The sequence below is a fragment of the Gammaproteobacteria bacterium genome (genome assembly GCA_017999615.1).
Classification (GTDB): domain Bacteria; phylum Pseudomonadota; class Gammaproteobacteria; order JAABTG01; family JAABTG01; genus JAGNLM01.
In genome coordinates this window covers 166788-185597 of the sequence record JAGNLM010000002.1, presented here as the reverse complement: position 1 = coordinate 185597, position 18810 = coordinate 166788, and the positions used below count along the sequence as shown (strand labels likewise).

Here is an 18810-nt window from a genome sequence, read left to right as displayed (position 1 = left end):
GGCACGCGAGCGGACCATGGTCTCCACCGGCTACAGCTCCTCCGGCTACACCGAAGAACCCCACAAGGACCGGGACGACACCCGGAACGTGCGGGCGATGCTGCCCTATGTCTGGGAGTACCGGGGCCGGGTGCTGCTCGCGCTCGCCTCGCTGCTGCTCGCGAAGGTCGCCAACGTCGGCGTGCCGCTGGTCCTGAAGGCCATCGTCGACGCCCTCGACCCCGGCCGGCACCCGGGACTCGTGCTGCCGGTGGCCCTGCTCGCGGCCTACGGCGCGCTCAAGATGTCGTCGGCCTTCTTCAACGAGCTGCGCGACGCGGTCTTCGCCAAGGTCCGCTACCGCGCCATGCGCCGGCTCTCGAACCGGGTCCTCGCGCACCTGCTGGACCTCTCCCTGCGCTTTCACCTGGAGCGCAAGACCGGCGCCATCTTCCGGGACCTGGAGCGGGGCACCCGCAGCGTCAGCACGCTCCTCAACTACATGGTCTTCAACGTGCTGCCGACGCTGGTGGAGCTCGGGCTCGTGGCGGCGGTCCTGCTGACCCGCTACGACCTCGTCTTCACGCTGGTCACGCTGGTCACCGTGCTCATCTACGCCTGGTTCACCTTCGCCATCACCGACTGGCGGATGAACTTCCGCCACGAGATGAACCGCCTCGAGTCCGAGGCCAACACCGAGGCGGTGGACAGCCTGATCAACTACGAGACGGTCAAGTACTTCGGCAACGAGGGTGCCGAGGTCCGCCGCTACGACCTCACGCTCTCCGGCTGGGAGCGCGCGGCGGTCCAGAGCCAGACCTCGATGTCGGCGCTCAACTTCGGCCAGGCCGCCATCATCGCCGTCGGCGTGACGCTGCTGATGGTCCTCGCCGCGCAGGGCGTGGTGACGGGCACGATGACCCTCGGCGACCTGGTGCTGGTCAACGCCTTCCTGCTCCAGCTCTTCATCCCCCTCAACTACCTCGGGATCGTCTACCGCCAGATCAAGTATTCCCTCGCCGACATGGACCTGCTGGTCCGGCTCTTGCGCCGGGTACCGGAGATCCGGGACCGGCCCGGGGCCCCTGACCTGGTGGTGGGCGCGGGCGGGGTGCGCTTCGAGGGGGTGGACTTCGCCTACCAGCCGGACCGACCCATCCTGCGCGGGGTCGACTTCGAGATCCGGCCCGGGACCAAGGTGGCGGTGGTCGGGCCGAGCGGGGCGGGGAAGTCCACGCTCGCACGGCTCCTCTACCGTTTCTTCGACGTGACCGGCGGGCGGATCCTGGTGAACGGCCAGGACGTCCGCGACGTCAGACAGGCGAGCCTGCGGGCGGCCGTCGGCATCGTTCCCCAGGACACGGTGCTGTTCAACGACACCATCTACTACAACATCGCTTACGCCCGCCCCACGGCGCCCCGGGAGGCGGTGGAGGAGGCGGCGCGGCTCGCCAACATCCACGAGTTCATCGCCTCGCTGCCCCAGGGATACGAGACGGTGGTGGGCGAGCGGGGGCTGAAGCTCTCCGGGGGCGAGAAGCAGCGGGTGGCGATCGCACGGGTGATCCTGAAGGACTCGCCGATCCTGATCTTCGACGAGGCCACCTCGGCGCTCGACACCCGTGCCGAGCGCGCCATCCAGAAGGCGCTCGACGAGGTCGCCGCGGCGCACACGACGCTCGTCATCGCCCATCGCCTCTCCACCATCGTCGACGCGGACCGGATCCTGGTCCTCGACCAGGGGCGGGTCGTCGAGCAGGGTGGCCACCACGAGCTCCTCGCCGCCGACGGCCTCTACGCCCGCATGTGGGCGCTGCAGCAGGCGGAGGAGGGGCAGGGCTAGCGGGCGAGGCGGTCCTCGCGCCCGCGCCCTCCGGCCCCTCGCGTCTCGGGCTTTCGCACCCCGGGGGTTTGCGCGGATAATCCGCCCGCTCCCCGAACGGCGGGTCCCGCCGTCACCCGGGGGACCACGCCGGACCGACCGTGGAATTCGAGGCCGACCACCAGAAGAGCCTGCAGGCCACCCTCCAGCACATCCTGGAGCTGCTCGACAAGCAGCGGCTCGTGGAGAACCTGGTGAGCCGCCAGCCGATGCCCCAGCACGACCTGGTGCAGTCGCTCGTCGCGCGCCAGCACCGCACCGAGCTGCAGAACCGGCTCGCGCGCCTGCACCCGGCGGACATCGCCTACGTCCTGGAGAGCCTGCCGGTGGAGGAGCGCCTGCAGGTCTGGGCGCTGGTCCCGGCCGAGCTGGACGGTACGGTCCTGCTCGAGGTCTCCGACGCGGTGCGCGAGACCCTCGTCGCCGACATGGACCGGCGCGAGATCCTGCAGGTCGCGCAGCACCTCGACAGCGACGAGATCGCGGACCTGGTGCCGGATCTGCCGAAGGACGTGGTCCCGGACTTCCTCGGCTCGCTGCCGAGCGAGGACCGGGCCGAGGTGCAGACGGTCCTCGCCTTTCCGGAGGGCTCGGTCGGCGCGCTGATGGACCTGGACATGGTCAGCGTGCGCGAGGACAAGAGCCTCGACGTGGTCCAGCGCTACCTGCGCGTGCGCGGCGACCTGCCCACGCACTTCAACCAGCTCGTGGTGGTGGATCGCGAAGGGGTCCTCAAGGGCGCCCTGCCGCTCACGACCCTCGTCTCGAGCGACCCGGAGGCGACCGTCGGCGAGGTCATGGACCGGGAGCCGACCTTCTTCCACACCTACGACGAGGCCCGCGAGGCGGCGCTCGCCTTCGAGCGCTACGACCTGCTGTCCGCCCCCGTCGTCAACGCCCACCGGCAGGTGGTGGGGCGGCTCGCCGTCGACGCGGTCATGGACCACGTGCGCGACACCGCCGAGAAGGAGATGCTCACCCAGGCGGGTCTGCAGGAGGACGAGGACCTCTTCGCCCCGATCGCCAAGAGCGCCCGCAACCGCTGGGCCTGGCTCGCCCTGAACCTGCTCACCGCCTTCGTCGCCTCCCGCGTCATCGGGGTGTTCGAGGGGACGATCGAGAAGGTGGTGGCGCTCGCCGCGCTGATGCCCATCGTCGCCAGCATCGGCGGGAACACCGGCAACCAGACCGCGGCGCTCACCATCCGGGGCCTCGCGCTCGACCAGATCCAGGAAGGCAACATCGGCTACCTCCTGCGCAAGGAGGTGACCGTGAGTCTCCTGAACGGTCTCGTCTGGGGGTCGGTGATGGCGCTCGTGACCTACGCGATCTACCGTGAGCACCACCTCGGGCTGATCATGCTGGCCGCGATGATGCTGAACCTGCTGCTCGCCTCGCTCGCTGGCGTCTTCATCCCCCTTGGCCTGCGGGCGGCGGGCCGCGACCCGGCCCTCGGCAGCAGCGTGATCCTGACCGCGATCACCGACGCCATGGGCTTCCTCATCTTCCTCGGCCTGGCGGCCATCTTCCTCGGCTGAAGGCCGCGGCGCCGCCCCCCAGCGCAACCGCGGAGGCTCGGAGATTGGACCCGCGCTCGAACGCTCACCCCTCGTCCCGCGAGCCCCTCGCGCTCCTCGCGCTGACCGTGCTGGCGCTCCTCGTCTCCGCAGTCGCCCCGTACGACCGCCCGACCTGGTGGATGGAGGTGGCGCCGGTGCTCATCGCGCTGCCCATCCTGGTGGTGACGTGGCGGGGCTTCCCGCTCACCCCGCTCCTGTACCGGCTCGTCTTCCTGCACGCCCTCGTGCTCATCCTGGGCGGTTACTACACCTACGCGCGCGTGCCGGTGGGGTTCTGGGCCCAGGACCTCTTCGACTTCGGCCGCAACCACTACGACCGCTTCGGCCACCTGGTGCAGGGCTTCGTGCCGGCCCTCGCGGCCCGCGAGGTCCTGCTGCGCCGCTCGCCGCTCGTGCCCGGCAAGTGGCTCTTCTTCCTCGTCACCTGCGTGACGCTGGCCATCAGCGCGACCCACGAGCTGGTGGAGTGGGGCACCGCGGTGATGGCGGGCGAGGGGGCGGTGGACTTCCTCGGCACCCAGGGGGACCCCTGGGACAGCCAGTGGGACATGTTCCTCGCCCTCATCGGGGCGATCGCAGCGCAGCTTCTGCTCGCGCGGGTGCAGGACCGCGAGCTGGGAAGGCTCTGACCCCGTCGGCCCCCGCGCCGGGTGTCCGTCCGCGCTGTGAGGGAGGTCGAGGGCGAACGGCGCGCAGGCCCGTCCTAGAGCGGTCCGCGGCGCTCGCCGGCCACCGGCTCCCGCAGGTGCTCCACGTGGCGCAGGATGATCTGCACCGCCTCGTCCTCGGAGTCCGTCGTGCGGAAGAGGCCCAGGTCCTGGGGCGAGATGCAGCCGGCTGCGAGCACCTGCGCCCGCATCCAGTCCGCGAGCCCCTGCCAGTACTGGGTGCCGAAGAGCACCACGGGAAAGCGCCGGATCCGTTCGGTCTGGATCAGGGTGAGCGCCTCGAAGAGCTCGTCCATCGTCCCGAACCCGCCCGGGAAGATGACGTAGCCGAGCGCGTAGCGCACGAACATGAACTTGCGCACGAAGAAGTAGCGGAACGAGAGGCTCACGTCCTGGTGCCGGTTGGGCACCTGCTCGTGGGGCAGCGCGATGTTCAGCCCCACCGACTGCCCGAGGCCGCCGAACGCCCCGCGGTTGGCGGCCTCCATCACTCCGGGGCCGCCGCCCGTGATGACCGACAGGCCCGCGTCGGCGAGGGTGCGCGCGACCCGCTGCGCCGCCTGGTAGAACGGCGAGTCCTCCCGCAGGCGGGAGCTGCCGAAGATCGAGACCGCCGCGCCGAGGTTGTGCAGCGTCTCGATCCCGTCGATCAGTTCGGACTGGATGCGGAAGACGCGCCAGGTCTCCGAGGTCCGCAGGTCCTCCATCAGAGCATCCGGTGAACGACCTTCAACCCTGCGTCCTCGGGGTTGGTGCGGATCGTGAAGCCCAGGTGGCGGACGAGCGAGAGCATGTTCGTGTTGTTGGTGAGGATCTCGCCCTCCATCGTCTTCAGGCCGTGCGCCTTGGCGGCCTCCATCAGCTGGGTCATGAGCCGCGAGCCGATGCCCTTGCGGCGCCAGGCGTCCGCGATGACGATCGCGAACTCGCACGTCCGCCCGTCGGGGTTGATCGCGTAGCGCGCGACCCCCAGCTCGGACTCCTGGCCGTCACGCTCCATCACGGCGATGAGCGCCATCTCCCGGTCGTAGTCGATCTGGGTGAGGCGCACGAGCATCGTGGGGGAGAGCTCCTGCACGGTCTGCATGAAGCGGAAGTAGCGCGACTCGTCCGACAGGCCGCGCACGAACGCCTGCTCCATCTCCGCGTCCTCGGGGCGGATCGGCCGGATCGTCACGTTGGTCCCGTCGGCGAGCTGCCAGTGCGTGACCAGGTGCGCGGGGTAGGGGTAGACCGCCATGTGCGAGTAGCGGTCCGGCGAGGGGGCGTGGTAGTCGACGACGATCCGGGCGTCCACCGCCATCGCGCCCTTCTCGTCGGCGATGAGCGGGTTGATGTCCATCTCCATCAGCTGCGGGAGCTCGCACACCATCTCCGAGACGCGCAGCAGCACGTTCTCCACCGCTTCCATGTTCGCCGGCGGCAGGTTGCGGAACTGCGTCAGCATGCGCGCCGCGCGGGTGCGCGCGATGAGGCTGCGGGTGATGAACCGGTTCAGCGGCGGCAGCGCCACCGCGCGGTCGCGCAGCACCTCGACCATGGTGCCGCCCGCGCCGAAGGTGATGACCGGCCCGAAGGCGCGGTCGCGCGTCACGCCCACCAGCAGCTCGCGGCCGTGGCTCGCGTCGAACATGCGCTCGACGGTCACGCCCACGATCCGCGCGTTCGGGAACTGCTTCTGGATCTCCGTGATGAGCTCGTTGTAGGTGCTGCGCACCGCCTGGGCGTTGCGGATGTCCAGGCGCACCCCGCCCACGTCCGACTTGTGGGTGATGTCGGGCGAGCTGATCTTCATGGCGACCGGGAAGCCGAGCGACTCGGCGGCCACCAGCGCCTCGTTTGCGCTGCGCGCCTGGATGGTCTGCACCACCGGGATGCGGAAGGCCGCGAGCACCGCTTTGGACTCGAGCGGGGTGAGCACCTTGCGCCGCTCGGAGAGCACCCCGTCGATGATGAGCCGCGCCCCGTCCACGTCCGGCTGGTCGTGGTAGGAGAGGGGCCCGGGGACCTGGAGCAGCAGCTTCTGGTTGCGGTGGTGGGCGGCCAGGTAGTGGAAGGCCTCCACGGTCGCCTCCGGGGTGCGGAAGCGGGGCAGGCGCCGGGCGGAGAACAGGGCCCAGGCGTCGGACACGGCGCGCTCGCCCATCCAGCAGGCGAGCACCGGCTTCTGGTTGCGCCGCGCCGCCTTTTCCACGGCCTTCGCCGCCTCGGTGGGCTGGGTCATCGCCTGGGGGGTGAGGATCACCATGACCCCGTCGAACGAGTCGTCCTTGAGGCACGCGGAGACGGCCTCCTGGAAGCGCTCGGGGGTGGCGTCGCCGAGGATGTCCACGGGGTTGCCGTGGGACCAGTGCGGGGGCAGGACCCGGTTGAGGCCCTGCAGGGTGGAGTCGCGCAGCGGCGGCACCTGGCAGCCGAGCTGCAGGGCGCGGTCGGTCGCCATCACGCCCGGGCCTCCGGCGTTGGTGATGATGGCGAGCCGGTTGCCTTCCACGCGCACCCCGCTCGAGAGGATCTGCGCGGCCGAGAACAGGTCGTCGATGGTGTTCGCGCGCACCGCGCCGGCCCGCTCGAGCACCGCGTCGAAGACGTCGTCCGCGCCGATGAGGGCCGCGGTGTGGGAGACGGCGGCCCGCGCGCTCTCCACTTCGCGCCCGGACTTGATGACCACCACCGGCTTCAGGCGGGCCGCGGCGCGCAGCGCGCTGATGAACCCGCGGGTGTGCTGGGTGCCCTCCACGTAGAGCAGGATGCCGTGGGTCTGGGGGTCGAGGGCGAGATAGTCGAGGATGTCGCCGAAATCCACGTCGGCCGCGTCCCCGAGGGAGATGACGGTCGAGAAGCCGACCTGGTGCGGCTCGGCCCAGTCGAGGATCGCGGTGCAGAGCGCGCCCGACTGGGAGACGAGCGCCAGGTCCCCGGGGATGGCGACGCCCTTGCAGAAGGTGATGTTCAGCCCGAGGCGGGGGCGCAGCATCCCGAGGCAGTTCGGGCCGACGATGCGCATGCCGTAGCGCTGGGCGGTCTCCATCATCGCCTGCTGGAGCCTCGCCCCGTCCGGCCCCGACTCGGCGAAGCCGGCCGAGAGCACCATCGCGGCCCGCACGCCGTGCTCGCCGCACTGGTAGATGATCTCGGGCACCTCGGCGGCCGGGGTGGCGATCACCGCGAGGTCCACCGGCACCCCCACGTCCCGGATGGTGGGGTAGCAGACGTGGCCCTGCACCTCCGAGTGCTTCGGGTTGACCGCGAAGATCTGGTCCTTGAACCCACCGGCGACCAGGTTCTGGAACATCAAGGCGCCGACGCTGTCGGCGCGCTCGCTTGCCCCGAAGACCGCAATGGTGCGCGGGTTGAACAGCCGGTCGAGATAATGGGGCCCCATCGGTTATCCTCGTGCGGGGAGATCGCCCGTCAAGCGTAGTCGATAACTGTACTCGGAACCCGAGGAGCGGTCATGACCATCGCGTACATCTCGCACCCCGACTGCCTCCTCCACGACATGGGGCCCGAGCACCCGGAGTGCCCGGCCCGCCTGCACGCGATCCAGGACCACCTGGTGGCCCGGGGGATCGAGCTGGTGTTGCGGCACTACGACGCGCCGCTCGCCACCGAGGAGCAGCTTTGCCGGGTGCACGACCGCGCGTACCTGGAACGGCTGAGCGCGCAGTCGCCCACCGAAGGCCTGCACTGGATCGACGGGGAGACCGGCATGTGCCCCGGCACCCTGCGCGCCGCGTACCGCGCGGCAGGCGCGGCGGTCTTTGGCGTCGACCTGGTGATGCGGGGGGAGGCCACCGCCGCCTTCTGCGCCGTCCGTCCCCCGGGCCACCACGCGGGGCGGTCCCGGGCGGGGGGCTTCTGTTTCTTCAACAACGTCGCGGTGGGTGCGGCGCACGCGCTCGCGGAACACGGGCTCGAGCGGGTCGCCATCTGCGATTTCGACGCCCACCACGGGGACGGCATCGAGGAGATCTTTCGCGACGACCCGCGGGTGCTCTACTGCTCCTCCTTCGAGCACCCGGCCTTCCCCTACGCGGGGGCGGACACGGGAGGCGAGCACCTGATCAACGTGCCGCTCAAGGCCGGCACCGACGGGCGCGCCTTCCGCCGCGCCGTGGCCGACGCCTGGTTCGACCGGATGGCCGCCTTCGCCCCCCAGATGGTCCTGGTCTCGGCCGGGTTCGACGGGCACGCCGAGGACGACATGACGCGGCTGGTGCTGGGCGACGACGACTTCCGCTGGGTGAGTTGCGAGATCAAGCGCGTGGCGGACGCGAGCGCCGGGGGGCGCGTCGTCTCGGTGCTGGAGGGCGGCTATTCGCTGTCGGCCCTCGGGCGGGGCGTCGCCGCGCACATCGACGCCCTGCTCGGGAACAAGCACGGGGCGCAACCGTGACCCAGGGCGGGCGGCGCACTTGCGTGGCCGGCCGAGCGGTGGCACGCTCGATCGAGCCGGAGTGCGGCAGCGCGGAAACGGGGCTCCCAAGATGGCCGACCTGACTGATCCCTTCGGCCGGCGGATCGAGTACCTGCGGGTGTCGGTCACCGACCGCTGCGACCTGCGCTGCACGTACTGCATGCCGAAGGGCTTCGACGGCTTCGAGGAGCCCGAGGACTGGCTCACCTTCGAGGAGCTCGAGCGTGTCGTCGGCGCCTTTACCCGGGTCGGCGTGCGCCGGGTACGCCTGACCGGCGGCGAGCCGCTCGTGCGCAAGGACCTGCCCGAGCTGGTCGCCCGCCTGGGGGCGTTGCCGGGGATCGAGGACCTCTCCCTGTCCACCAACGCCGTGCGGCTCGCGCGCATGGCGGAGCCGCTCAAGCGCGCGGGTATCCACCGGGTCAACGTCAGCCTCGACTCGCTCGACCCCGGGCGATTCGCCGCCATCACCGGGGGCGGCCGGCTCGAGAAGGTGCTGGCGGGCCTGGAAGCGGCCCGCACGGTGGGGCTCGAGCCGGTCAAGCTGAACATGGTGGTGATGCGCGGGGTCAACGAGGACGAAGTCCCGGCGATCGTGGAGTTCTGTCTGGAGCACGGCTACACGCTCCGGCTCATCGAGACCATGCCGGTCGGCGCGACCGGCCAGGCCGCGACCAGCCACTACGTGGACCTGCAGGAGGTACGGGCGCGTCTCGCCGAGCGCTATACGCTCGTGCCCGCCGTGATGTCGGGCGGGGGGCCGGCGCGCTACGTGCAGGTGGCCGGCACGGACCTGAAGATCGGCTTCATCACGCCGCTCTCCCAGCACTTCTGCGAGACCTGCAACCGCGTGCGCCTCTCGGTGGACGGCGGGCTGTTCCTGTGCCTCGGTCAGAACGACGCCATCGAGCTCCGCCCGCTGCTGCGCGCGGGGGCGAGCGACGGGGAGCTCGACGAGGCCGTGCGGGCGGCCATCGCGCTGAAGCCCGAGCGCCACGAGTTCCGGGAGCACCCCTGCCACGTGGTCCGGTTCATGTCGGCGACGGGCGGATGAGCGCGGCGGTCCGCAGAAGTCCTCCCGCGCCCTGACCCGGGGCTCGCCGCGCGCCGTGTTCCCCGTCGTCCCGTTCCCGGTCCGCGCCGGCTCCCGCTACCCCCCGGGCGCGACCTGCGACGCGGGCGGCGCGAACTTCTCCCTCTTCAGCCGGTACGCCACGGACGTGGAGCTCTTGCTCTACGAGCGTGCCGACAGCCCGGAGCCGTTCCAGGTCATCGTGCTCGACCCCGAGGTCAACCGCACGTTCTTCTTCTGGCACGTCTACGTGGAACGCCTGCGGCCGGGCGCGCACTACACCTGGCGGGTGGACGGGCCGGACGACACGGTCGCGACCGGCTTCCGCTTCGATCGGGGCAAGGAGCTCCTGGACCCCTGGGCCCGCGCGGTCACCTCGCGGGTGTGGGACCGGGCGCGGGCGTCGGAGCCGGGGCCGGCCGGGCACACGTCGCTGCGGGCCGTGCTGGTGGACGACCCCTACGACTGGGAGGGGGACACCCCCCTCGTGCGGCCCCTGGAGCAGACCATCATCTACGAGCTGCACGTGGGCGGCTTCACCCGGCACCCCTCGGCGGGCACGACCCACCCGGGGACCTTCGCCGGGGTCATCGAGAAGATCCCCTACCTGCGCTCGCTCGGCATCACCGACGTGGAGTTGCTGCCGGTGATGGCCTACGACGAGCAGGATGTGCCGCCCGGCGCGGCGCAGCGAGGCCTGGTGAACTACTGGGGCTACAGCCCGCACAGCTTCTACAGTCCGCACCCCGGCTACTGCGTGAGCCCGGAGGAGGGGACTCACCGGCGGGAGCTCCGGGACCTGGTGAAGGCCCTGCACCGGGCCGGCATCGGGGTGATCATCGACGTGGTGTTCAACCACACCGCGGAGGGCGGCGCCGACGGGCCCACGATCAATTTCAAGGGGCTCGCCAACGAGACGGTCTACCACCTGGACCCCACGGACCGCAGCCGGTACCGGGACTACACGGCCTGCGGGAACACGATCAACTGCAACAACCCCGTGGTCACGCGCTTCCTGGTGGAGTGCCTGGAGTACTGGGTGCGGGAGATGCATGTGGACGGCTTCCGCTTCGACCTGGCGAGCGTGCTGGTGCGAGGCGAGAACGGCGAGCCGCTCTGGTACGCCCCGATGCCGTGGTACATCGAGTTCTCGCACGTCCTCGCCCAGACCCAGCTCATCGCCGAGGCCTGGGACGCGGGTGGCCTGTACCAAGTGGGCGGGTTCCCCGGATACCGGTGGGCGGAGTGGAACGGGCGCTACCGGGACGTGATCCGCCGCTTCGTGGGCGGGGAGACGGGGCTCGTGGGGGAGGTGGCGACGCGCATCGCGGGCTCGAGCGACCTCTACGCGCCGAGTGGTCGGCTGCCCATGAACAGCATCAACTTCGTCACCGCCCACGACGGGTTCACCCTGTGGGACCTGGTGAGCTACGAGGCCAAGCGCAACGAGGCGAATGGCGAGGGCAACCACGACGGGGCCGAGGAGAATCTCAGCTGGAACTGCGGGGTCGAGGGGGAGACCGACGACCCTGCGGTGAACGCCCTGCGCCGGCAGCAGGCGAAGAACTTCATGGCCATCCTGCTCCTCAGCCAGGGCGTGCCGATGCTGCTCGCGGGCGACGAGGTCCTGCGGACCCAGGGCGGCAACAACAACGCCTACTGCCAGGACAACGCGACCTCTTGGCTCGACTGGGGCTTCCTCGAGCGCAACGCCCCCATGCTGCGCTTCGTGCGCGAGATGGTGGCGCTGCGCCGCCGGCACCCGAGCCTGATGCGCAGGCGCTTCCTGAGCGGCCAGCGCCGCGCGGGGGCCCTCCAGCCAGACGTCTGCTGGCACGGGCTGGAGCCCTTCGAGCCGCCGTGGGACGACCCCGAGGCCCAGGTCCTGGCCTTCACCCTCGCGGCGGTGGCCGAGGGCGAAGAGGACCTCTACGTGGTGATGAACCTCTCGGCGGAGCTCCAGGAGGCGGTGCTGCCCGAGCCCCTGTCGGGCACCTGGCACCTCGCCGTGGACACGGCGCGGCCCAGCCCGGAAGACGTCACCGGCCCCGAGTCCCAGTCTCCCCTCGCCGGCGGCAGGGCGTACCGGGTGCAGCCTCGCTCCGTGGTGGTGCTGGAGTCCCGCCCCGCCGCCGCACCCTAGCCCTCGGGACCGTGCAGGGCCTCGAGCAGGCGCGCGTAGTCCCCGGGCTGGTTGTAGAGGTGGGCGCAGACCCGGATCAACCAGCTCGCGGGCCCGGAGGGGGTGGATTTGCCAGCGGGGGCCGCATCGGGGAGGATGGCAGGGAGAGCGGTCCATCGGAGAGGGTCAGGGCTGTGGTGGTGCACCGGTTCCACTCACCGTTCCGGGTCCCCCCAGGCTCCCCGGGGCGGAGCCCCCTGCGGCGCGGGCTCGTCCTCGCCGCGCTCTGCGCCGGCCTCCTGCCTGCGGGCCTCTGGCCCAACGCCGCGCGCGCCGAGGCGGCGCCGCGCTTCGAGCTGCCGGTGGATTGCGCCGGCACGACCTGTTTCGTCCAGAACTACTTCGACCACGACCCTGGGGGCGGCTGGCGTGACTACCGCTGTGGGACGCTCAGCTACGACGGCCACACCGGCACCGACATCCGCGTGCCGAGCCTGGTGGAGATGCGGCGGGGGGTGCCCGTGCTCGCCGCCGCGCCGGGCCGGGTGCGGGCGGTGCGCGACGGCATGCCCGACGTGGACGTCCGCGAGGCGGGGCCGGAGACGGTCAAGGGCCGGGGCGCCGGCAACTCGGTGGCCGTGACCCACGAAAGGGGGTGGGAGACCCAGTACAGCCACCTGCTCCGGGGTAGCGTGGCGGTCAAGCCGGGGGACATCGTGCGCAAGGGGCAGCGCCTCGGCCTCATCGGGCTGTCCGGGAACACCGAGTTCCCGCACCTGGAGTTCGCGGTGCGCCACGAGGGCCGGCCCGTGGACCCGTTCGTCGGCCTCGGCGAGGCCGCGGGCTGCCGGCTGGGCGAGTCGCCCCTCTGGGCCCCTGCGGCCCTGGAGGCCCTCGGGTACCGGGAGACGGGCCTGCTCGTGGCCGGTTTCTCCCCGGACAAGCCCGACGCGCGCACGGCCCAGGAGGGGCGCTATGCCGGGGCGGTCCTGCCTCGGGACGCCGGGGCGCTGGTGTTCTGGGTCGAGGTCTTCGGGGCCCAGCGCGGCGACCGGGAACAGCTTCGGCTGCTCGCGCCCGACGGCTCGGTGCTGGCGGACAAGCGCGCGAGCGTTCCCGGCAACAAGGCACGCTGGTTCAGCTTCGCCGGCAAGCCACTGAGGGGCGGCGCCTGGCCCCCCGGCGTCTACCGGGGGGAATACCGGCTCACGCGCACCCACGAGGGGCGCGAGGCGACCGTTCTCGACCTGCACCGGGAGCTCGAGGTGAGGTGAGAGGGGCGGGCGGGGGCGCGCTCCCCCCAGCACCTCTCGGTCGATGACCACAAGCGGCCGCCAGCCGCGGGAGGGGGCCGATGTACCGCAGGCTGATCGATCGCAGGCTCATGGTGACGCTGACGGCCTTCGCGGCCCTCGCCGGGGCGCTCTACCTGCTCTTCCGGGTCCTCGAGCCGTTCCTGCCGGCCATCGGTTGGGCCACGGTGCTCGCGATCGTCACCTACCCCGTCTACCTGCGTCTGCGCGGGCTCCTGCGGGGGCGGGACGGGCTCGCCTCGGCGGTGATGACGCTCGCCGTCTTCGCCATCATCGTGGTGCCGGTCGTCGCGCTCGTGGCGCTGCTCCTGCAGGAGTTGCTGCAGGCCGAGCAGTTCCTGCGCTCGGCCACCGCCGAGGGGAAGCTCCCCCGCGTCGACGCGGTGCTGGCCCACCCCACCGTCCGGGACTGGGTGGAGCGCCTGAGCGAGATGGCTGCGGCGGCCGGGATCGACCTGCGGGAGCGATCGCTCGCCGCGGCGCGCGCGGTGGTCGGCCTGCTGCTGGGGGGGCTCACCTCCACTGCGGCCAACCTCTTCGGGTTCCTCTTCCAGTGGTTCCTGGTGCTGGTGGTCCTGTTCTTCGTCTACCGCGACGGCCCCGCCGCCGAGCGCATGTTCTGGTCCGGTGTGCGCGTGGGCGAAGGGACGCGCGAGACCCTGCGCGAGACCGTCGCCGGGATGGTGTCCGCGGTGGCGGTCGGGGTGGTGGTCACGGCCGCCGTTCAGGGCATCCTTGCCGGCGCCGCCTTCTGGTTCACCGGGCTGCCGTCGCCCGTCCTCTTCGGGGCGCTGACCATCGTGAGCGCCTTCATCCCGGTGGTGGGCACCGCCCTCGTCTGGGTCCCAGCGGTCGCCTACCTGCTGCTGACCGGGGAGACGACCCAGGGGGTGATCCTCGCCGTATGGAGCGTCGTGGTGGTGGGTGGCGTCGACAACGTGCTGCGGCCGATGCTGATGAGCGGGCGCACGGGGCTGCCGCTGCCGCTCATGATGATGGGCGCCCTGGGAGGGCTGCTCGCCTTCGGGCTGTTCGGGCTGGTGCTCGGCCCGCTGCTGATCGCGCTGCTGCTGGTGCTCCTGGAACGCTACCGGGCCCAGGTCTCCGCCGTGCCGGCGGAGGTCCCGTGAGCGGCGGTCACGCCCTGGGGGGGCTGGCGGTAGCCGCCGCCCTCTGGGTGGCCGTTGCGCGGGCCCAGGGTCCAGGACCCGAGCAGCTGCCGGCGCCGGACCCCGGCGCGGAGGCGCGCCTGCGCCTCGACCAGGACCGCTACCGCAGCCGGCTGAGCCGCGAGGACCTCGAGAGGGCGCAGTCCCTCCAGGAACGCTACCACCAGGAGTGGCTGGAGAGCCGGCCCCAGCTCCGCCCCGGCTGGACCGACCGGCCAGCGCCGCCGGTGGCGGAGCCGGGCCCCCCCGTGGCCCCCCCGGCCCCGATGCTGCCCCAGCGCTTCGAGCAGGAGGCCTGGGACCTGCAGCGACTGCAACAGCGTCAGCAGGCCGACGTGCTGCGCCTGCGCCAGCGGGAGCAAGCCATCGGACTGCCGCCGGGGGCCAGCCTGCGCCAGCTCCAGCAGTTCCAGATGGAGGACGCCCAGCAGCAGTTGAACTTCGACATGCTGCGCCCGACCCGCTGAGGGGCAGGCGGGGCTCGCCCGTCCCCCGCACCCTGGCGTGCTGATTGCCCCGCTCTAACCCGCCCGCAGGCTCTCCACCGGCGGGTGGGACAGGACCCGCCGGGTGCCCAGATAGCCCGCCAGGGCGACCCCGACGACGCCCGCGCCCACGCCGGAAAACCACACGCCGGGACCGGGGACGTAGTCCAGGTCGAAGACGGCGCGGGCCAGGACGACGCCGGTGACCGCTGCCGCGGCCGATGCCAGCAGGCCCGCGAGGGCGCCGAGGGTCGCGAACTCTGCGAGCAGCCCGGCGAGGAGGCGCCGGCGGTCGGCGCCGAGGGTGCGCAGCACCGCGGACTCGAAGCGGCGCTCGTCGAGCGTCGACTGGACGGCGGCCGCGAGCACCGTGACCCCGGCGAGGAGCGCGAAGAGGAAGACGTACTGCACCGCCAGTGCCGCCCGCTCCAGGATGTGGCGCACGCGCGAGAGGATGGCCTCCACGTCGAGCACGGTGACGCTCGGGAAGGCGCGCACCAGCTCCGAGAGGACCTCGGGCCGCTCGGGCGGGAGGTGGAAGCTCGTCACGTAGGTGGCCGGGAAGCCGTCCAGCACCCCCGGCGGGGCGACCACGAAGAAGTTCACGCGGAAGGAGTCCCACTGCACGGTGCGTAGGCTGGTGACCGGGGCCTCGATATCCTGCCCCGCGACCTGGAACCGGAGCCGCGAGCCGAGCGTGATCCCCAGGGTGGCGGCGAGCCCCTCCTCGACCGAGAACTGCGGGCGCGTCGTTTCCCCCGGCTCCCACCAGCTCCCCGCGACGATCCGGTTGTCGTCCTGGGGCCGGCTCGCGCCGGAGAGGTTGAACTCGCGCTCCACCAGCCGCTTGGCCCGGGCCCCCTCGTAGTCCTCGGCCGACACGGGCCGTCCGTCGACGGCGGCGAGCCGCCCCCGGACCATGGGGTAGAGGGCGGGCTCGGCGATGCCGTGGCCGGAGAGGAACGCGCGCACCCCGGCGACCTCGTCGGGCTGGACGTTGATGAGGAAGTAGTTGGGGGTGTCCGGGGGCAGGCGGTCCCGCCACCCCTCGATCAGCTCGCCCCGCACGAGGGTGAGGAGCAGGAGGACCATCAGGCCAAGTCCGAACGCCGCGACCTGCACCACGCTCTGACCCGGGCGGCGTGCGATGCGCGCGAGCCCGAAGCGCCAGGAGACGCCGACCCGTCCGCGCAGGGGCCGGAGCGCGGTCACCAGGGCGTACGCCGCCGCCACCAGGACCACGACGGTGGCCCCGGCGGCCGCGAGGGCGTAGGCGGCGAGCCTCGCGTCCGCCGCCTGCCAGAGCACCAGGGCGCCGAGGGTGAGGAGGGCCGAGCCGTAGACCGCGCGCGCCCGGGCGGGGAGCGGGGCGAGGTCGCGCCGGAGCACACGCAGGGGCGGCACCTCGCGCAGGCGCAGCAGCGGGGGCAGCGCGAAGCCGGCGAGGGTGACCAGCCCGGTGGCGGCGCCGGCCAGGGCGGGGTAGGGCGAGGGCAGCGGCAACGGGCCGGGATAGGCCTCGGCCAGCAGCGCGGCGAGACCGGCCTGGGCGAGGTAGCCGATGGCGACGCCTGCGGTCGCGGCGATGACTCCGACCAGCAGGAGCTGGGTGGCGAAGAGCCCCGTCACCCGGGCCTGGGTGGCGCCGAGGCAGCGCAGGATGGCCGCGGTGTCCAGGTGGCGCTCGGCGTAGCGCCGGGCGGCGAGCGCGACCGCGACCCCGGCGAGCAGGGCGCTCACGAGCGCGGCGAGCCCGAGGAAGCGCTCGGCGCGGTCCAGCGCCACGCGCAGCTCCGGGCGGGTGTCACGCACGCCCTGCAGGCTCTCGCCCCGGGTGAGGCGCCCCGCGAGGGCCCCACGGAAGCTCGCGATGCCCGCCTCGGAGCCCGCGACCAGGAGCCGGTGCGTCACCCGGCTGCCCGGCTGCACCAGGGCGGTGGCGGGCACGTCATCCCGGTGCATCATCAGGCGCGGGCCCAGGGTGAAGAGGTCGCCGGGGCGGTCCGGCTCGTAGGAGAGGATGGCCGCGACGGGCCGCTCGACCGCCCCGATCTGGAGCCGGTCCCCGGGACCCACGCCGAGGGCGGTCGCGAGCCGGGCGTCCACCCAGACGGTGCCGGGCTCCGGGCCGGCGGCACGCGGGGTGTCCGGCGCGAACGGGGCGGGCGCGACCCGCAGTTCGCCCCGCAGGGGGTACCCGGGGCCGACGGCCTTCACCTCGGCGAGCTGCAGCCGGTCCCCGGTGGAGACCATGCTCGGGAAGGTCAGTGTCTCGGCGATGGCCAGGCCCCGTTCCCGCGCGGCGCTTCGCCGCTCCTCGGGGATCGCCGCGGGGGACACCAGGACTACGTCGGCGGCGAGGAGCTCGGTCGCCCGCAGGCTCATTGCCCGGTGCACGCGGTCGGCGAAGAACCCGACGGCGGACACGCTCGCCACCGCGAGGGTCACGGCGAGGGCGAGCAGGGGCAGCTCGCCGCCGCGCCATTCCCGGCGCAGCCAGCGCCAGGCGAGGGTGGGGCCCGCCGTGGCCACCGGCCTCAGACCCCCGGCCGCGCGGCGGCCCCCGGGGGCCAGCCCGGCTCGGCGTGCAGCCTTCCGCCCTCGAGGCGCAGGGTGCGCCCGCAGTGCCCGGCGAGCCCCGGGTCGTGGGTGACCAGGACCAGGGTCGTCGCGTGCTCCTCGTTCAGGCGGAACAGCAGCTCGCTCACGCGCTCCCCGGTGCGGCGGTCCAGGTTGCCGGTGGGCTCGTCGGCGAAGAGCAGACGCGGGCGGGTGGAAAACGCCCGGGCCAGGGCGACCCGCTGCTGCTCGCCACCCGAGAGCTGGCTCGGGTAGTGGCGGACCCGCGCGGCGAGGCCCACCCGGGCGAGGCTCTCGAGCGCGGCGGGGCGCGGGTCGTCCCGGCCCGCGAGCTCGAGCGGCAGCATCACGTTCTCCAGGGCCGTGAGGCTCGGGACGAGCTGGAAGGACTGGAACACGAAGCCCACCAGCCGGCCGCGCAGGCGGGCACGCCCGTCCTCGTCCAGGGTGGTGAGGTCGGTGCCGTCGAGCCAGACACGCCCGGCGGTGGGGAGGTCCAGGCCGGCGAGGAGCGAGAGCAGGGTCGACTTGCCAGAGCCGGATTCCCCGACGACCGCCAGGGACTCGCCGGCGGCCACCGACAGCTCGGCCCCGGCCAGGATCTCGAGCGTCCCTTCGGGGCTCGTGACGCGCTTGCCGAGGCCCTCGGCGCGGAGGATCGGTGGTTCGGAAGGACGTTCCATGGTGCCCTCTTGGAATCCCGGCGGCGCCCAAGGTTCCACAACCCCGCGGGAGAGGCTACCCTGCGCCGTCATGAAAGTGTCGGGTGACGGTCGCCAGTCCCGCGGTTCCGCTTGGCTGCGTGGTTCCGCGGGGCTGTTTGGTTCCGCTTGGCTGCGTGGGTCCCCGGGCCCGCAGGGGTCCGTCGGGCCGCGCTGGCTCCTCCTGACCCTCCTGCTGGGTCTTGCCCAGCCCGGGTCCGCCGGCCCCGCGCCGGTCGTCCTCGTCCTCGGCGACAGTCTGAGCGCGGCCTACGGCATGGACACCCGCCAGGGCTGGGTCGCCCTGCTGCAGGCCCGGCTCGCGCGTGAGGGCTGGCCCCATCGCGTCGTCAACGCCAGCATCAGCGGGGACACCACGCGGGGGGGGCGCGCCCGGCTGGGGGCGGCGCTGGAGCGCCACCGTCCGGCGCTCGTCCTGATCGAACTGGGGGGCAACGACGGGCTGCGCGGCATCGCCGTCGAGGAGACCGGGCGCAACCTCGAGAGCATGGTCCGGGAGGCCCGCGCCGCGGGGGCCCGGGTCCTCCTGGTGGGCATCCGGTTGCCCCCCAATTACGGGCCGGTGTACGGCGAGCGGTTCCGCCGGGTCTTCGAGGAGCTCGCGGAGCGCGAAGGCGTGCCCCTGGTGCCCTTCCTGCTCGAAGGGGTGGGGGGGGACCCCGAGCTCATGCTGGAGGACGGCATCCACCCTCGCGCCGAGGCCCAGCCGCGCCTGCTGGAGAACGTCTGGCCCCGGCTGGTGCCCGTGCTCGAGAGGTCCGGGATGCCGGTGGCGCCCCTCTCCGCGCAGCCGGCCACCGCCCCCTGACGGGTGACCC

Annotated in this window: 14 protein-coding genes; 10 read left to right on the top strand and 4 right to left on the bottom strand. The window is 72.5% G+C overall.

The genetic code is table 11. From position 1 onward, the window contains the following. Positions 1 to 16: 16 nt before the first annotated feature. From KA217_03935 to KA217_03925, 3 genes are all read left to right on the top strand, one after another. Complete coding sequence (locus KA217_03935; GenBank protein MBP7711602.1) at positions 17 to 1822, top strand: ABC transporter ATP-binding protein/permease; 1806 nt, start codon at positions 17 to 19, stop codon at positions 1820 to 1822. A 248-nt stretch (positions 1823 to 2070) separates the two neighbouring features. Then, positions 2071 to 3399 (top strand): magnesium transporter, encoded by a 1329-nt coding sequence (mgtE, locus tag KA217_03930; GenBank protein MBP7711601.1) that lies wholly within the window; start codon positions 2071 to 2073, stop codon positions 3397 to 3399. A 161-nt stretch (positions 3400 to 3560) separates the two neighbouring features. Further along, the gene (locus KA217_03925; protein ID MBP7711600.1) at positions 3561 to 4070 is read left to right on the top strand and encodes a DUF2238 domain-containing protein; all 510 of its coding nucleotides are present in this window, start codon (positions 3561 to 3563) and stop codon (positions 4068 to 4070) included. A 74-nt stretch (positions 4071 to 4144) separates the two neighbouring features. Here KA217_03925 and KA217_03920 read toward each other — a convergent pair whose 3' ends face one another. Together KA217_03920 and KA217_03915 are read right to left on the bottom strand one after the other, a co-directional pair. Further along, a complete protein-coding gene (locus tag KA217_03920) occupies positions 4145 to 4816 on the bottom strand; it encodes a TIGR00730 family Rossman fold protein (protein ID MBP7711599.1) in 672 nt (223 codons plus the stop codon). Then, positions 4816 to 7494, bottom strand: coding sequence for a bifunctional acetate--CoA ligase family protein/GNAT family N-acetyltransferase (locus KA217_03915; protein MBP7711598.1), 2679 nt, complete (start codon positions 7492 to 7494; stop codon positions 4816 to 4818). The genes KA217_03920 and KA217_03915 overlap by 1 nt, the downstream gene beginning before the upstream one ends. Before the next feature lie 72 nt (positions 7495 to 7566). Here KA217_03915 and KA217_03910 point away from each other — a divergent pair, with 72 nt between their 5' ends. From KA217_03910 to KA217_03885, 6 genes are all read left to right on the top strand, one after another. Continuing rightward, positions 7567 to 8508 (top strand): histone deacetylase family protein, encoded by a 942-nt coding sequence (locus tag KA217_03910; protein MBP7711597.1) that lies wholly within the window; start codon positions 7567 to 7569, stop codon positions 8506 to 8508. A gap of 91 nt (positions 8509 to 8599) precedes the next feature. Next, positions 8600 to 9583 carry a GTP 3',8-cyclase MoaA gene (moaA, locus tag KA217_03905; GenBank protein MBP7711596.1) on the top strand — a complete coding sequence of 328 codons (984 nt, stop codon included), beginning with the start codon at positions 8600 to 8602 and terminating at the stop codon, positions 9581 to 9583. 55 nt (positions 9584 to 9638) lie between these two features. Then, positions 9639 to 11744 carry a glycogen debranching protein GlgX gene (gene glgX / locus KA217_03900; protein MBP7711595.1) on the top strand — a complete coding sequence of 702 codons (2106 nt, stop codon included), beginning with the start codon at positions 9639 to 9641 and terminating at the stop codon, positions 11742 to 11744. Between the two features lie 173 nt (positions 11745 to 11917). Beyond that, entirely contained in the window at positions 11918 to 12997 is a 1080-nt protein-coding gene (locus KA217_03895) for a M23 family metallopeptidase (GenBank protein ID MBP7711594.1), read from the top strand. Positions 12998 to 13077: 80 nt separating this feature from the next. Continuing rightward, on the top strand, positions 13078 to 14166 hold the full coding sequence (locus KA217_03890) for an AI-2E family transporter (GenBank protein ID MBP7711593.1): 1089 nt from the start codon (positions 13078 to 13080) through the stop codon (positions 14164 to 14166). Beyond that, a complete protein-coding gene (locus KA217_03885; GenBank protein ID MBP7711592.1) occupies positions 14163 to 14672 on the top strand; it encodes a hypothetical protein in 510 nt (169 codons plus the stop codon). Before KA217_03890 ends, KA217_03885 begins: the two co-directional genes overlap by 4 nt. Positions 14673 to 14726: 54 nt before the next feature. On the opposite strand, the gene KA217_03880 is transcribed toward KA217_03885, so the two are convergent. Beyond that, positions 14727 to 17222, bottom strand: coding sequence for an FtsX-like permease family protein (locus KA217_03880; protein ID MBP7711591.1), 2496 nt, complete (start codon positions 17220 to 17222; stop codon positions 14727 to 14729). A 5-nt stretch (positions 17223 to 17227) separates the two neighbouring features. Then, positions 17228 to 17953, bottom strand: coding sequence for an ATP-binding cassette domain-containing protein (locus KA217_03875; protein MBP7711590.1), 726 nt, complete (start codon positions 17951 to 17953; stop codon positions 17228 to 17230). A gap of 70 nt (positions 17954 to 18023) precedes the next feature. Here KA217_03875 and KA217_03870 point away from each other — a divergent pair, with 70 nt between their 5' ends. Continuing rightward, a complete protein-coding gene (locus tag KA217_03870) occupies positions 18024 to 18800 on the top strand; it encodes an arylesterase (protein MBP7711589.1) in 777 nt (258 codons plus the stop codon). Positions 18801 to 18810: the final 10 nt, after the last annotated feature.